Origin of the sequence: Pseudoalteromonas sp. UG3-2, assembly GCF_037120705.1 — a bacterium.
Classification (GTDB): Bacteria; Pseudomonadota; Gammaproteobacteria; order Enterobacterales; family Alteromonadaceae; genus Pseudoalteromonas.
On sequence record NZ_JAWLJU010000002.1, the window covers coordinates 1,571,912 to 1,587,065 of the forward strand.

Annotated in this window: 15 protein-coding genes and 1 pseudogene; 6 read left to right on the forward strand and 10 right to left on the reverse strand. The window is 46.9% G+C overall.

Going from position 1 to position 15,154, the window contains the following annotated elements; all coding sequences use genetic code 11:
* Positions 1-501 carry a DUF1543 domain-containing protein gene (locus R3P39_RS10325; protein ID WP_336567328.1) on the reverse strand — a complete coding sequence of 167 codons (501 nt, stop codon included), beginning with the start codon at positions 499-501 and terminating at the stop codon, positions 1-3.
* Between the two features lie 114 nt (positions 502-615).
* On the opposite strand from R3P39_RS10325, the gene R3P39_RS10330 reads away from it, so the two are divergent.
* Positions 616-2,256, forward strand: coding sequence for an amidohydrolase (locus R3P39_RS10330; protein WP_336567330.1), 1,641 nt, complete (start codon positions 616-618; stop codon positions 2,254-2,256).
* Here R3P39_RS10330 and R3P39_RS10335 read toward each other — a convergent pair.
* Entirely contained in the window at positions 2,247-2,531 is a 285-nt protein-coding gene (locus R3P39_RS10335) for a YgjV family protein (protein ID WP_336567331.1), read from the reverse strand. The two genes, R3P39_RS10330 and R3P39_RS10335, sit on opposite strands and share 10 nt — an antisense overlap.
* A 193-nt stretch (positions 2,532-2,724) precedes the next feature.
* Here R3P39_RS10335 and R3P39_RS10340 point away from each other — a divergent pair, with 193 nt between their 5' ends.
* Positions 2,725-3,381, forward strand: a complete 657-nt coding sequence (locus R3P39_RS10340) for a Crp/Fnr family transcriptional regulator (protein ID WP_336567333.1) — start codon at positions 2,725-2,727, stop codon at positions 3,379-3,381.
* A 51-nt stretch (positions 3,382-3,432) separates the two neighbouring features.
* Here the strand turns inward: R3P39_RS10340 and R3P39_RS10345 are convergent, their stop codons facing one another.
* The 8 genes from R3P39_RS10345 to R3P39_RS10380 form a co-directional block, all read right to left on the reverse strand.
* Positions 3,433-3,996 carry a phosphoribosyltransferase gene (locus R3P39_RS10345; RefSeq protein WP_336567334.1) on the reverse strand — a complete coding sequence of 188 codons (564 nt, stop codon included), beginning with the start codon at positions 3,994-3,996 and terminating at the stop codon, positions 3,433-3,435.
* Positions 3,986-4,198 (reverse strand): hypothetical protein, encoded by a 213-nt coding sequence (locus tag R3P39_RS10350; protein WP_336567336.1) that lies wholly within the window; start codon positions 4,196-4,198, stop codon positions 3,986-3,988. Before R3P39_RS10350 ends, R3P39_RS10345 begins: the two co-directional genes overlap by 11 nt.
* A gap of 54 nt (positions 4,199-4,252) precedes the next feature.
* Positions 4,253-6,550: a DNA topoisomerase IV subunit A gene (gene parC, locus R3P39_RS10355; RefSeq protein WP_336567337.1), complete on the reverse strand. Its 2,298-nt coding sequence runs from the start codon at positions 6,548-6,550 to the stop codon at positions 4,253-4,255.
* Positions 6,551-6,649: 99 nt separating this feature from the next.
* Positions 6,650-8,539: a DNA topoisomerase IV subunit B gene (gene parE, locus R3P39_RS10360; protein ID WP_336567339.1), complete on the reverse strand. Its 1,890-nt coding sequence runs from the start codon at positions 8,537-8,539 to the stop codon at positions 6,650-6,652.
* Between the two features lie 112 nt (positions 8,540-8,651).
* Positions 8,652-9,212 (reverse strand): YqiA/YcfP family alpha/beta fold hydrolase, encoded by a 561-nt coding sequence (locus tag R3P39_RS10365; protein WP_336567340.1) that lies wholly within the window; start codon positions 9,210-9,212, stop codon positions 8,652-8,654.
* Positions 9,197-9,961, reverse strand: coding sequence for a metallophosphoesterase (locus R3P39_RS10370; protein ID WP_336567342.1), 765 nt, complete (start codon positions 9,959-9,961; stop codon positions 9,197-9,199). The genes R3P39_RS10365 and R3P39_RS10370 overlap by 16 nt, the downstream gene beginning before the upstream one ends.
* The gene (locus R3P39_RS10375; RefSeq protein ID WP_336567344.1) at positions 9,948-10,403 is read right to left on the reverse strand and encodes a DUF1249 domain-containing protein; all 456 of its coding nucleotides are present in this window, start codon (positions 10,401-10,403) and stop codon (positions 9,948-9,950) included. Before R3P39_RS10375 ends, R3P39_RS10370 begins: the two co-directional genes overlap by 14 nt.
* 3 nt (positions 10,404-10,406) lie before the next feature.
* Positions 10,407-11,033 (reverse strand): NUDIX domain-containing protein, encoded by a 627-nt coding sequence (locus tag R3P39_RS10380; RefSeq protein ID WP_336567345.1) that lies wholly within the window; start codon positions 11,031-11,033, stop codon positions 10,407-10,409.
* Positions 11,034-11,279: 246 nt separating this feature from the next.
* Between R3P39_RS10380 and tolC the strand changes: the two genes are divergently transcribed.
* From tolC to R3P39_RS10400, 4 genes and pseudogenes are all read left to right on the forward strand, one after another.
* Positions 11,280-12,626 (forward strand): outer membrane channel protein TolC, encoded by a 1,347-nt coding sequence (gene tolC / locus R3P39_RS10385; RefSeq protein ID WP_336567346.1) that lies wholly within the window; start codon positions 11,280-11,282, stop codon positions 12,624-12,626.
* A 103-nt stretch (positions 12,627-12,729) separates the two neighbouring features.
* Positions 12,730-13,653: an LpxL/LpxP family Kdo(2)-lipid IV(A) lauroyl/palmitoleoyl acyltransferase gene (gene lpxL / locus R3P39_RS10390; protein ID WP_336567349.1), complete on the forward strand. Its 924-nt coding sequence runs from the start codon at positions 12,730-12,732 to the stop codon at positions 13,651-13,653.
* A gap of 19 nt (positions 13,654-13,672) precedes the next feature.
* The gene (locus R3P39_RS10395; protein WP_336567351.1) at positions 13,673-14,281 is read left to right on the forward strand and encodes a TcpQ domain-containing protein; all 609 of its coding nucleotides are present in this window, start codon (positions 13,673-13,675) and stop codon (positions 14,279-14,281) included.
* 284 nt (positions 14,282-14,565) lie between these two features.
* Positions 14,566-14,816: pseudogene (locus tag R3P39_RS10400) on the forward strand (transposase); the annotation flags it as partial.
* Positions 14,817-15,154: the final 338 nt, after the last annotated feature.

The following is a 15,154-nucleotide window of genomic DNA, read 5'->3' on the forward strand; positions in this document are numbered from 1 at the left end:
TTATAACGGGTGATAGCCAAACCACAAAGGAGTTAATGGCGTCGACTGCCCGCTGGGGGTAAGCTTAATATTGAGCTGTTGGTCGAGTAAGTCAACGGCAAAACAATCATCGACATCGTGTAAATCATCTTTGTGCAGATGGCTTAAACCACTGAGTAAATGAGCTTTTGCTTTCTCTTTGGCCTCATCTGGAGAACCCGCCACATAGAGCCCAAAATCGTGAATTTCCGCGAGGCTTCCAGGGCGGTACGCCCCTAAATTAACAAAATACAGCTGCTGCGATTGGCTAACCGGCTGCTCCGTAAGCTCTACGGCATGGCCATCGGCGTGCTCGATAATGGTGTAGCTATCCATATGCACACTGCCCTTGTCGCCAACCCACTGCTGCTTGAGTTTGGGATAAGCCTCTTCAATCGTGTTCGCGGCAACAAAGCGCACGTCATGCATTTCAATATGACACCCGGCAATGCGCCCGCCTAAATACACAATAAACAATTTCATTACACGTCTCCTTGCAAAACAGCAGTATAGCAACTGTCATTGGTGGCTAAAAGGTTGGCAATCTGGGCTTTGCCCTTTATGCTGAACAGATTATATGCAAACAAGGACAACATAATGAAAACAATCGTTCTCGCGCTTGCCACTTTATTTAGTGTCACCGCCACTGCGCAAGTGACCTTAATTCATAACGTCAATGGCTACACCCCAACTAAAGCGCAACAACTCAAACAGTTTAGCTCGCTGGTGATCAAAGACGGCAAAGTGGTAAAAACCAGTCAACAGGATTTATCCTCGCAATACCCCAGCGCCACTCACTTTGATGGCCAAGGAAAAACCTTACTACCGGGTTTAATCGATGCTCACGGCCATGTCATTGGCTTAGGCAATAACCTCCTGACACTGGATGTCCGCGGCAGTAAAAGTGCAGCTGAAGTGGGCGAGAAGCTTGCCGCCTATGCCAAACAGCACCAAGGCAAATGGATCATCGGCCGCGGCTGGGATCAAACCCTGTGGCCTGGTGGTCAGTTTCCCAATGCCGCTGACTTGGACCGCTATGTGAGTGATAAACCTGTGATGCTGTCTCGGGTAGATGGTCATGCCATTTGGGTGAATTCCAAGGCCATGGAGTTGGCCAATCTAGACCCGGCAGTCACAGCGCCTGAAGGCGGCGAAATAATTCGCCTTAGCAATAACCAACCTAGCGGCATTTTTATCGATAAGGCCGAGGCGCTGATCCGCAAACACGTTCCCGAGCAATCGACAGAGCAAGTCAATCAAGCTTTAAATAAGGCCGGTGAGCACTTGTTGAGCTTAGGGATCACCGCAACTCACGATGCCGGCATCGATCATACTACTTGGCAGGTGTATCAACAGCGTGCCAAGTCCAATACCATGCCACTGCGCATTTATGCCATGCTCAGTGCCAGCGACCCTAAGCTTGGTGAAATGCTGGATGCTGGGGTGATCAAAGACCTTAATGACCACTTGTTGATCCGCAGTGTGAAAATTTACGCCGATGGTGCCCTTGGCAGCCGTGGCGCAGCGCTCATTGAAGATTATCATGACCGCAAAGGCCATAAGGGCTTAATGTTAGAAGACCAAGGCACCTTGGAGTCTTTAATCACGCAAAGTATTCGCCATGGTTACAGTGCCCATACTCACGCCATTGGTGACCGTGCCAATCGCATCGTGCTGGATGCCTATAAAAATGTGTTTCAGCAAGCCGGTGGCAAGCTACTGCGTAACCGCATTGAACATGCTCAGATTGTCCACCCAGACGACATTCCACGCTTTAAAACCTTAGACATCATACCATCAATGCAGCCGGTTCACGCGACATCGGACATGCACATGGCAGAGCAGCGCCTTGACGATGGCCAACTAAGAGGAGCGTATGCTTGGCAAACCTTTTTACAACAAGGCAGTAAAGTCGCTGCGGGTTCAGACTTTCCAGTAGAACTGGCGAATCCTTTCCATGGCTTACATGCTGCCATCACCCGACAAGATCACCATAACCAACCCAAGTCGGGCTGGCGTCCAGCTGAAAAGCTCAGTCGTGAACAAGCATTACAAGCCTTTACCTTAGACGCGGCGTATGCGGCTTTTCAAGAATATAAATTAGGTAGCTTAGAGCAAGGTAAGTGGGCCGACTTTATTGTTCTCGACAGCGATTACTTTAGTGTGCCAGAAGAAAAAATCGATGACATTAAGGTCGAGCAAACCTGGATAGCCGGTGAACTCAAGTATCAACGCTGATGCTTGTGTAATTTCACCAAGTGGTAGGTGTTAACCAAGGCCAGAATGCCATTGGTTAACGCCACCGGCCACGCCTGAATAACAGCGCCATACGCCGTAAAGCAAATACAGCCCATTAAATTAAACCAACGCAACTTGACGACATTGCTCATCATCAAAGAAACAACTAAAAAAGCGGAGGCCAAATAGCCTAAATATTCCCAACTCATTTGTTCTCTCCTCCAACTTGCGTTAGCATACGCTGTATAGCATTTAAGAAAAAAGCTAACCCACAAGCCCCTAAGAAATTAGCACCAATACTTTAGCTCTAACACGGGAATCGGGGGTTTAATCGTAATACAGAATAGCTCATTAACATGAACTAAACGCAATATTATTTAAACGGTGTGAGTTAGCGTAAAACCTGAAAATTCATGCTAACTTCATTATAGTTTAATAAATAGGACAATTGTCCGAAGAGCCATCTAGATGTTTCAATATCATTTTTCAACCAATTTGGTCGAACAGCTGCTTGCCTTTGCCGGTAATAGCTTTCAACACCGTAAAAAGGAAGTCTTGATCCACCAAGATGAGCCGCTTACTAAGCTGATCCTGGTGACCAGTGGCACGGTATCGTTTAGTTATGATGTCGGTAATGGCCGACGCCTACTGCTGGGGCAACTGGACTGTAATAATACGCTGATTGGCGAAATTGAAGCGCTAAATAATCAACCCTGTATTTATACCGTATCGTGTTTAAGCGATGTGACTTACCACCTTATTGAGCTAAAACATTGGCGTAAGCTATTGCTAGAGCAACCCGAGTTAAGTCTTTATACGGCGCAAACCATTGCCGCTAAATTTGCTGAAAACCAAAAGATCAACCTCGATAAACTGCTGCTGCCTTTGAGTTATAACATTGCCAAAGACTGTTTATTGCGAGCGGAAAACTCTAACCCAACTTTGCTGCGTGCTTATTCCACTGTGAGCGCCGAAGCCGAACGTTTTGCGACCACAGAACGCGCGTATCGCCGAGTGGTGAGTGAGTTGGTGGAAAAAGGCTTGATTGTTCGCAGCAGCGAAGGATTAAAACCCGTTGATGTGGATGCCTTAGAGGATTTTGTAGACAGCTTCGCACAAGCGTAAGCGCAGTATTTTGAGGCGCTTTCGCGCCTCAAAGCGATAACCCTATGTGATTTACTTATCGAATAAATGCTTGATATTCGCAAGATCCGACTTGCCTTCAAGCAGCTCATCCGGGGTTAAGCCCGATAACTCATGCGGGAATACTAACCACTCATCCGACTCATGAATGTAATAATCCGGCGTCATTGGCACCTTTTTGTTGGTGGGCTTGTAATAAGGACAAGCGACGCGAATGTCTTTTGGTAGGTTCAGTCGCATCAACTCTTCCAGCTTTTCACGTAACGCGAAAATACTGCGACCCGAGTCGAACACGTCATCGACAATCAGGAGTGAATCACCGGCGTTGGCGTTTTCCACAATGTAATGCAAACCGTGTACTTTGATTTCTTTCGACTGCTTGCCGATACCATAGTACGAAGAAGTACGTACTGCAATGTGATCCGTTTCTATGCCTTTGTAATCATAATACTCTTGCACTGCGATACCAATTGGTGCGCCACCGCGCCAAATACCGATGATAAAATCAGGTCGAAAGCCATCTTCATACACCTGTGCGGCCAAGCGAAAAGAATCTTCTAGCAATTGTTGCGCTGTGATATAGCACTTATCTGACATAGTTACCCCTAGGAAAGCCCGTGTGATGGTGATAAGCAGCCAATGCTACTTTCCATACTTTTAAAAAATAGTACTCTGCCCCAAAGCTGTTGCGCGACCCTATCGCCAGCACCAGCCATACGGGATGCAGTTTGGTATAACCGAGCATTTTAGCGTAATGACCATAAAAATGCTGCACTGTTGCCACTTTTTTCTCTGCCATGCAGGTTTTTGAGCAATGGTGCAGTAAAAAGGGCCGCGGTTGCGGCCCTTTGTCTTAACTTGGTTCGCCGTCTGGCGAGTCGCTTTCCACCTCTTGGGCGGTTTGCTCTAACTCATAGCGGTCAACCCGCTGCAGTCCCCGCGGTAGTTTATTACCACGACGGCCACGCTCACCATAATAATGCTCTAGATCACTCGGCTTTAAGGTGAGTTTGCGCTTACCGGCATGAAGGGTCACGGAGCTACCTGCAGGCACCACCGCCAATACCTTAACGAACTCTTCGCGGCTTTGCACTTTGGCACTCGGGATAGAAATAATCTTATTGCCTTTACCCTTACCTAGTTTAGGTAGGTCTCGCAGTGGGAACAACAGCATTCGGCCTTCACTGGAGATCGCCATACACATGTCAGAGGCGACATCGAACACCGGAATGGGCGCGAGCAATTGCGCACCCTTTGGCACACTCACAAAGGCTTTACCGTTTTTATTTTTGCTGACCATGTCGTTAAACTCAGCAATAAAGCCATAGCCACCGTCGGTCGCCATCAGGTAGTGGGCTTGCTCTTCGGCCATCACTACGTGCTCAAAATTGCACCCGGGCGCTGGATTAAAGCGCCCTGTCATGGGTTCGCCTTGGCTTCTTGCCGATGGCAAACTATGGGCATCGGTGGCAAACGCACGGCCGGAAGTGTCAAGGAACACAGCAGGTTGATTGCTCTTGCCGCGTGCCGAGGCTTTATAAGCGTCACCAGAGCGGTAATTTAACCCTTGGGCATCAATGTCATGACCTTTGGCAACCCGCGCCCAGCCTTTTTCTGATAGCACCACGGTCACGGCTTCAGAGGGGATCAAGTCTTTTTCGTTGAGGGCTTTGGCTTCGTTGCGTTCAACCACCGGCGAGCGTCTATCATCGCCATACAGCTCAGCCGCTTCCTTGATTTCTTTTTTCATCAAGGTCGACATACGACGCTCAGAGCCTAAGGTTTTTTCCAAGCCTTCACGTTCTTTTTCCAGCTCTTCTTGCTCACCGCGAATTTTCATTTCTTCGAGTTTCGCAAGGTGACGCAGTTTTAACTCCAAGATTGCTTCGGCTTGTTTATCGGTCAAACCAAAGCGTGCAATGAGCTCTTCTTTAGGCTTGTCTTCATTGCGAATGATTTCAATGACTTCGTCGATATTCAAAAACGCAATCATTAAGCCTTCGAGGATGTGTAACCGCGCCAATACCTTGTCGAGACGGTATTGCAAACGGCGGCGTACCGTTTCACGGCGGAACAGCAACCACTCAGACAAGATTTGGCGTAAGTCTTTTACCTGCGGGCGACCATCGAGACCAATCATGTTCAAGTTAACACGATAGTTTTTCTCCAGATCGGTGGTGGCAAATAAGTGCGCCATCAAAGACTCGACATTAACCCGATTAGAGCGTGGCACAATGACGATACGAGTGGGGTTCTCGTGATCGGACTCATCGCGTAAGTCTGCCACCATCGGCAGCTTTTTCGCGGTCATTTGTGCGGCAATTTGTTCTAATACTTTGGCACCAGAGCAATGATGAGGCAAGGCCGTGATCACCACTTCGCCCTGTTCTTCACTGTACACCGCACGCATCTTAATGGAGCCGCGACCAGTGGTATACAGCTTTTTAATGTCACTGCGCGGAGTGATGATTTCGGCATCCGTGGGGTAATCCGGCGCGTGCACTATATCTAGCAGCTCTTCTAACTCTGTTTTTGGTTTGTCGAGTAGCAAGCAGCATGCCTCGGCCAGTTCACGGACATTGTGTGGCGGGATGTCGGTCGCCATCCCCACCGCAATCCCGGTTACGCCGTTAAGCAGAATATGCGGTAACCGTGATGGTAACACCTTGGGCTCATTCATGGTGCCATCGAAGTTCGCGGTCCAATCCACCGTGCCTTGGCCTAACTCTTTCAACAGCACCTCGGAGAACTTCGACAGTTTGGCCTCGGTATAACGCATGGCTGCAAACGATTTCGGGTCGTCTGCCGCACCCCAGTTACCCTGACCATCAATCAGCGGGTAGCGATAAGAAAACGGCTGTGCCATTAATACCATGGCTTCATAACAGGCACTATCACCGTGTGGGTGATACTTACCAAGTACGTCACCTACAGTACGGGCAGACTTTTTATATTTAGCTTGTGCCGACAACCCCAGTTCGCTCATCGCATAAATAATACGACGTTGCACTGGCTTCAAGCCATCACCAATATGCGGTAAGGCTCGGTCCATGATCACGTACATGGAGTAGTTAAGGTAGGCGTCTTCGGTAAAACGCCCCATTGCTAGTTGTTCAATGCCCTGTAACGACAGGGCTTGAGGATCAGTCATGTTACACCTTACTTGTTGTTGTAGCTGATGCGAACCATCGCATTGGCGTAATCATCAAAACCATAGCAGCGTAACCCACTGGCATGATTTTGTTTGTTATTAAACTTCGGCTTTATCACCATGTTGCTCAAGCCAAGACTTGCGGTCGCCGGATCGCTTTTTCGCCAGCAACATGTCCATCATTTCCAGCGTTTGCTCTTGCTCATCAAGGGTTAGCTGCACCAAGCGTCGAGTGTTGGGATCCATGGTGGTTTCACGCAGCTGCATAGGGTTCATTTCCCCCAGCCCTTTAAAGCGCTGAACATTGACCTTACCGCGTTTTTTCTCGGCTTCAATGCGGTCTAAAATGCCTTTTTTCTCGTCTTCGTCTAAGGCGTAAAACACTTCTTTACCGACATCAATTCGAAATAAAGGCGGCATGGCGACAAACACATGGCCTTGTTTTACCAAGGTTGGGAAATGCTTAACAAATAGCGCGCACAGCAGTGTTGCAATGTGCAGACCATCGGAGTCGGCATCGGCAAGAATGCAAATTTTACCATAGCGCAATCCCGACAAGTCTTCTGAGTCAGGATCGATGCCCAAAGCAACAGAAATATCATGCACCTCTTGCGAGGCGAGAATCTGCCCAGACTCCACTTCCCACGTATTGAGTATTTTACCCCGTAGCGGCATGATTGCTTGGAATTCACGGTCACGCGCTTGCTTAGCAGAGCCACCCGCTGAGTCCCCTTCCACTAGGAAAAGTTCTGAGCGCTCGGTTTCAGTGCCAGAGCAATCGGTTAGTTTACCCGGTAGCGCTGGGCCAGAAGTGACTTTTTTACGCACCACTTTTTTCGCCGCGCGCATGCGCTTTTGGGCGTTACTAATGCACAGCTCAGCCAGTAACTCAGCGGTTTCGGTGTGTTCGTTTAACCACAAGCTAAAGGCATCTTTAACAATGCCTGAAACAAAGGTGGCACAGGAGCGTGAAGACAGTTTTTCTTTGGTTTGCCCAGCAAACTGCGGGTCTTCCATTTTTACTGATAACACGTAACTGCAGCGGTCCCAGACATCATCTGGAGTCAACTTAACGCCTCGCGGCACTAGGTTTCGAAATTCACAAAACTCGCGCATGGCTTCCAGTAAGCCTTGGCGAAGGCCGTTTACATGGGTACCACCTTGCGCGGTGGGGATGAGGTTAACATAGCTTTCGGCTATCGAGTCGCCGCCTTCAGGCAACCAATGCAACGCCCAATCTACGCCCTCAGTAGAACCACTGAAACTGCCTGTGAAAGGAGGCTTAGGTAGCACCTCAAAGCCTTCGGCGCTGTCTTTTAGGTAATCCTCGAGACCGGCTTCATAATGCCATTCTTGAGTCTCTTTGGTTTGCTTATTAATAAAACGGATTTTCAAACCTGGGCACAATACCGCCTTGGCCTTTAAGATGTGATGCATCTTGCTGAGGGAGAAGTTGGCCGAGTCAAAATAGCTAGGATCTGGCCAAAAATGCACCGAGGTACCGGTATTGCGTTTGCCAACCGTGCCGGTTACGGTTAAGTCTTCTACTTTATCACCGTGGGCGAACGCCATTTGGTAGACTTGGGCATCACGCTTAACCGTGATCTGTACCCGCGTCGACAGCGCATTCACCACCGAGATCCCTACCCCGTGTAAGCCACCTGAGAACTGATAGTTTTTATTCGAAAACTTACCACCAGCATGGAGCTTAGTTAGAATAAGCTCAACCCCAGGGATCCCTTCTTCAGGGTGAATGTCCACCGGCATACCACGACCATCATCGACGACTTCTAACGAGTTATCTTCATGCAGGATCACATCAATTTTAGTGGCGTGCCCAGCTAACGCTTCATCGACACTGTTATCAATAACTTCTTGGCCTAAGTGGTTTGGCCTTGTGGTATCGGTGTACATGCCCGGACGGCGTTTTACCGGCTCTAAACCATTTAGAACTTCAATGGCTTCGGAATTATAATTTTGCTCACTCATAGGCTAGTTCTAGTTGTATTTTTATCCGCAAATAAGTCTCAACCACGATGTCTCGCAGTTGCAAATAAGGTGTGACGACAGTAATTGCGTCACGGTGATGCTCTTTACTTAACTAAGTGATTGCTAAAAATTCAGCGATGGTATCAAAATAGCGCGAAAATCCGACAAAGCTATGATCTCCACCAAACTCAACAAACTGCTGACAGTGTTGGTAATAGCGTACGGCATCGATAAAAGGCAGTACTTCATCACCAGTTTGTTGCAATAATAACAGCTTTTCAGGGCTTGTAAGGGTATTTATGTAGAGCGCTCGTAGCGCCTCCACATGCTTATGTTGCAACGTATAATGACACTCTTGGTATGGATTATACTGCGGCCCAAGAAAATCGTTCAACAACGCAAACGGCCTTACCGCCGGATTAATGACCACGGCTTTACACCCCAAGGTCTGCGACAAATAGGTGGCATAGTAACCACCTAAAGAGCTGCCTAATAACACAGTATCAGAATCTACCAAAGCATGCAGCTGTGTTAATGCGATTGTTGGATCATAATGCAATCTAGGTACACTGTAAGTGCTTTGTTTTTGCTCCATATAACGGCCAAACTCAGTCGCTTTAAAAGACCGCTCAGAGCTGTTAAAACCATGGATATATACTACGCGTCGAGCCATTTCACCTCTGTTGTTAAGCTCTGTGGTGATAACTCAATGACCCTAAATGCCGGGCCTAAATTCTGTTGCTGCCATTGTAGCGTGTTTTTAGCAAACTGTATTGATGTGGCCGGTGTTGCAAAAATAGCAAAGCCACGAAGCGACAGTTGATACTCATGGTGAACATGGCCATGAAACAGCGCTTGAATCTGCGTGTTATCCACCAAGCAATTCACTAACTGGGGACCGTTTTCTAATATATGCTTATCTAAATACCCAGCTATAGGTACTGGATGGTGATGCACAAAAGCAATGCCAGGTTTATTACCACACTCCACCACTTCCTGCAAATGCGCTGTCTCACACCACCCCGCTGGGGTTGGGCCTTTCGAGTTGAGCAGTAATACTTGGCCAAATGGACCTGCTAAACGCTTATGGGACTTAATTTGCCCTTGGCTAATACAGTGCAAGCTGTCGATGTCATCGTGATTGCCTGGCAGCCAAAACACCGGACAAGCCAGCTCACTTTCCGCCACCAAGCGGGCAAACAACTGATACGATTCCAAGCTGTGATCTTGAGTCAAATCCCCACCAAAAATCACCGCATCGAAGGATTCCTTAGCCATGGCTGCCAGCGTGCGGCTGAAGTTATACGCTGTATTGACGTTAAAATATTCATCATTGGGATGGGCAAATAAATGGCAATCACTGCAATGGCCAATTCGCAGCGTGGTGTTATCAAAATGAAATACCTCGTTAAACCAAGCCATTATCAAAATCCCAATTCAAATGCACACGACCTTTTTCAAGACATACCATCAACCAATCCGCCAAAAAGGCATTTAGCTGGTACTTTTCATCTTTTTGATGCATATCGGGGTTGGGGTAGCCATAGGAAGGCTTGATCCGACGGTGATAATCACGATGGATGACTTCTGCCACTTTGGCGTCGTGATACAACCTAACCAGTAAGGCGAAATGGGGTAAGTGGCTAGTTATTGCTGCTAATTGCTCAATACTAACATCGGTGGTGTATTTACTGACGTTTTCAATGGTGATGCCATAACGTGCCGCGGATAAGTCGACCACACGTTGCTCACCGACAACTTCTTCGGGCAACACTTTAAGCGCACGTAAATAATTACGTTCGCATAGCGTAATATATCGTGGCAGAGATTGAATATACTGCTTAGGACTCAATACCTGTGACAAAAATTACTCCTCGTTCCCCGTTAGTACTTGCGTTTTATTTAATGCCAACCATTGTAGACTAATTACGGTGGCAGCGTTATCAATTTCCTCACTTTCTAGCCGTGCCATGGCGTCACTAAAAGGCAATACATGCACTTTAATGTCTTCACTTTCATCATCCAGTCCAAACACCCCTTGATCCTTTGCCTGAGATAGATCCGTTACAGCAAGATAAAGATACAAACGCTCGGTGGTGCCACCTGGGCTGGACAAATAAGAGCGCATATAAATCAGTTTATCCAACTCAAGCCCGGCTTCTTCTTGCGCCTCTTTTCGCGCTACGGCTTGATAATCTTCACTGCCCTCCGCCATGCCGGCGATGCATTCAAGTAACCATGGAGATTGTCGTGAAGCCAAGGCACCAATGCGAATTTGCTCTATTAATAACACTTCATCAGTGTTTGGATCGTAAGGCAATACCGCCACCGCGTGACCACGTTCAAGGATCTCTCGTTTTACGGTGTCAGAGACACCGCCTGCAAATAGTGCATGTTGAAATTCATACTGATGGATAGTAAAGAAACCATCAAACACGGTATTTACTGCACTAATATTGACATCATGTTGATCAAATTGGCTCAAGGGCTGCATAAAATAATCCTATAAATTGACCACTAATGGTTTAAAAATCGACCACCTGCCCCTATATCAAGTGTCATACTAAAATGAGTAAACGAAGTCGTTTACCTTTAATGTTTTCCACATTACAATGGCAGGGTGATTTTTATATATTCTGTTACACTTGTTGGCGATGGTTTACCTTTTTAGCCTTAATCGCTCGGCAAAAACAGGTTACCATGCTGACAGTATAAAATTTGTCTAAGGACTGAGCGAAAAATGAAAAAAACCATCTTATCTCTAGTCGTCGGTTTATCGTGCTCACTCGCGAGCAGCCTATCCCACGCGGAAGACTTGTTGCAAGTATACGATATTGCCACGGCAAACGATCCGACCGTATTAAAGGCGAAAGCCCAAGCAGACGCGCAAAAGTATGCCAAAGACAAAGCGCTAGGGGAATTGCTACCACAGCTAGGCTTTAGAATGAGTTATTCTGACTCAAACGTTGAAGGAGCGTCACCGCAGCAAACGGATGCGACTGGCTATACTTTAAACGAAGCAGATACAGATAGCTTTAGTCGCTCAATTTCACTAAGCCAAACCATTTTTGATATGTCAGCCTGGCAAGGCCTATCAATTGCCGAAAAAGTGGCGCTACAGGCAAGCACGCAATACGAGCAACAAAAACAAGCATTGATCGTACGCATCGCGGAAGGCTATTTCGATGTCTTAAGCGCCTTAGATAACCTTGAATTTGTGCAAGCAGAAAAACGTGCCATTGAGCGCCAGCTAGAGCAAACCAAGCAACGCTACGAAGTGGGTCTAACCGCTATCACTGACGTTCACGAAGCACGCGCTCAGTTTGACCGCGCAGTGGCTAACGAAATCGTAGCGAAAAACGCAGTGGAAACGGCCCGTGAAACACTCAGAACCATTACCGGTAAGTACCACTCAAAGCTAGACAAACTCGACACTGAAAAGTTCTCTACGGTAAAACCAAACCGTGAAGCGACGGATTTTATCGAGATTGCTAAAAACAAAAACCTCGATTTACAGGTGGCGAAATCAGCCGTTGATATTGCCAAAGATCAAATTGATTTGGCCCAAGCCGGCCATTACCCAACCCTGAACCTAAGTGCTAGCTACAGCGATTCACTGGAAGACAGCCAAGGTCGCCAGCATGCTCCTCGTGGCGACAACACACAAATTGGTTTAACCCTTGACGTACCAATCTACACTGGTGGCCGCACTGTTGCAGCAACCGAGCAAGCACGTGCTAATTTTGTTGCCAGCAGCGAAGACATGGAAGCGGCTATGCGCAACATGACGCGTTCGGTGATCACCTCGTACAACCAAGTAGCCTCTGATGTGGCAACCTACCGCGCTTTAGAGCAAGCGGTGGTATCAGCCGAAAGTGCATTGCAAGCAACGGAAGCCGGTTTTGATGTTGGTACACGTACCATCGTTGACGTGTTAGTGAGCACGCAAAACCTCTATAACGCCAAACGTAACCTAGCAGATATCCGTTACCGTTACGTACTGTCTTCACTGCGCTTAAAGCAAGCAACGGGAACCTTAACTCGTGCCGACCTTGAAGCCATCAACCAAGGTCTAATCGAAGGCTAAGCCGTTCATTTCGTCACCAAAAAGCCAGCACATGCTGGCTTTTTGTGTTTTTCTTCCTGAGTCGCTAAACTAGCCCCTCTATTTTTGTCTCAGGTACAGTATTTTGGTAAATCATTCTCCCTTTAAGTGGTCATTCCTGGCCCCGAAATTTTGGCCGACTTGGCTTGGAGTGGTGTGTTTATATCTTATCTCTTGGTTACCACAACGCCTGCAATTCTCATTAGGTAAAGGCTTGGGCCGTTTAGTGCATAAATACATGCATAAGCGCCGCCATATTGCTGATGTTAATTTAAAATTGTGCTTTCCCGAGCTCAATGAGGCGCAGCACCAGCAAATGCTACGCAAAAACATGGAAAACACCGGCATTGCCACCTTAGAAACGGGAATGGCATGGTGGTGGCCCGAGTGGCGCGTCAAACGCGTTGTCGGTTCCATTAAAGGGATTGAGCATATTGAGCGGGCACAACAGCAAGGCAAAGGGGTACTGTTACTGGTCCCTCATATGCTGCATCTAGAAATGATTAGTCGCGTACTTGGCACTAAGATCCAAGGTGTGGGCTTCTACCGCCCACATAATAATCCGTTAATGGAATTCTTTATGACCCGAGGGCGACTGCGTTCCAACGAGTACTTAGTTACGAAACGGGACGTTAAGGGGTTGCTCAAAGCGCTCGGCTCAAAGCGCGTGTGTTATTATTTACCTGATCAAGACTATGGCCGCAAACGCGCCGAGTTCGTGCCCTTTTTTCAAATGCCAGACGCCGCCACCACAACTGGTACTTTATTATTCTCTGGTAGTAGCAGAGCTGATACTTTAAGCTTACACTGTACTAGAGATGATAAAGGGTTGTATCATTTAGCAATACAACCTGAAATGGCGGATTTCCCCAGTGGCAATGATGCCGCAGACGTAACGCGCGTGAACCAGCGAATGGAACAAGCCATTCTATGCGCACCAGAACAGTATATGTGGGTGCACCGCCGTTTTAAAACACGGCCCGATGAAAACGCCGAGTCGGTTTATTAGCGCCCAGGAGTAGTTCAACATGGCTAAAAAAAAGAAAAATACCGTATCTGCAATGTGGTTTTGGGTAAAACACCTTTCACTGGGCGTTTTACTGATTTGGGCTGCCTATTACTTTTTGTTTGGCGCCAGCAAAACCATGAACTTTAAAGAAACCACCAATGTCGCGGCACAAGGCTTATCGCAGTTTTATGAAAGCTTTAGAAACCGCATGTCTAATCGCGACACCGACCGCGATAAGTATGTGATCAAATTAGACAAACCCACCTTCCCCATTGAAGATGCCTTAGCAAAGCGCGCCCTAGCAGTAAAACCGAGTAGCCCTAATTGGACCGGAGAAAAGCAAGCACGACGCTTTGATACTGGTGATACCTTGAAATCGGTATTAGCACAGCAAGCCAAGGCCGAAGGCGTTGAGCTATTTTGGTATTTAGATAAAGACTATGTGGTTAAATATAATTTCCGTCTCGATACCGACTTTATCAGTGCCCTGTACCAGGTTGGTACCGCCATTAATGACGACTTTGAATTTCAGGTGTATACCTTCTTTTGCCCTCGCTCGCGAGCAGCGGTGATCACCCAAAACCCGCCTCTTTATGTTAGAGAGAACTGTCGTAAACTGGCTGGATAAGCTCTTAGATATTTTTTATGAAGCAGCCCTTCGCTTCGTTTGAGTTTTGATTATGATTATGATTATGAATGAGAATAAACCCTACTATTCAGTGACATACTATCTATGAATCAAAACATTGTTCACTATCGTAAATCAAATGATGATATAGCTGCCTGAAGGCAGTTCACGGAGGTACAACCACCTCTTCAGACCTTTCACAGCACTATCTACCTGTCACCTTCCCATAAAATGAGACATGCATAATTGGAGTTTTCTGCAATCATTAAAGCAGGAGACTAACTATGAAAAAATCACGTTTTACCGAATCACAGATTATTGCTGTGCTAAAAGAAGCTGACTCAGGTATGAAAGTTGAGGACGTATGTCGTAAACACGGCATTAGCAATGGGACGTTTTACAACTGGAAGTTGAAATATGGTGGTATGGAAGCTTCTGATGTTAAAAAGCTTGAAGAAGAAAACATTAAGCTCAAAAAATGTATGCTGAAGTCAGCCTAGAGAATAATGCTATCAAGGAGCTCTTTGCAAAAAAGGGCTGGTGACAGCAGACCGGCGTAGTTGCGTAAGCACCTTAGTTTAAGCTGGCCTGAGCATTGTAAATTAACTTACTAATATATTTGGAGTATTTATGAAGCCGTTAATGACTATCGAAGAAACCTGTGCTGTATTGCGTGTGTGAAAAGACTTTAGGTGAATACCATAAATCTCACCAGTTCAAAGTACTTATGAAATGCTATAAGTTTTCACGTAAAAACGTATTATTTTTCCCAGACTCTATCATCAAGTTTCGCGACGCCTGCCACATTAAATAATGTAGCAGCTTTAAAGTAATAAAATAGCCCCAAAACGGGGCTATAAGCTTAATAAAATG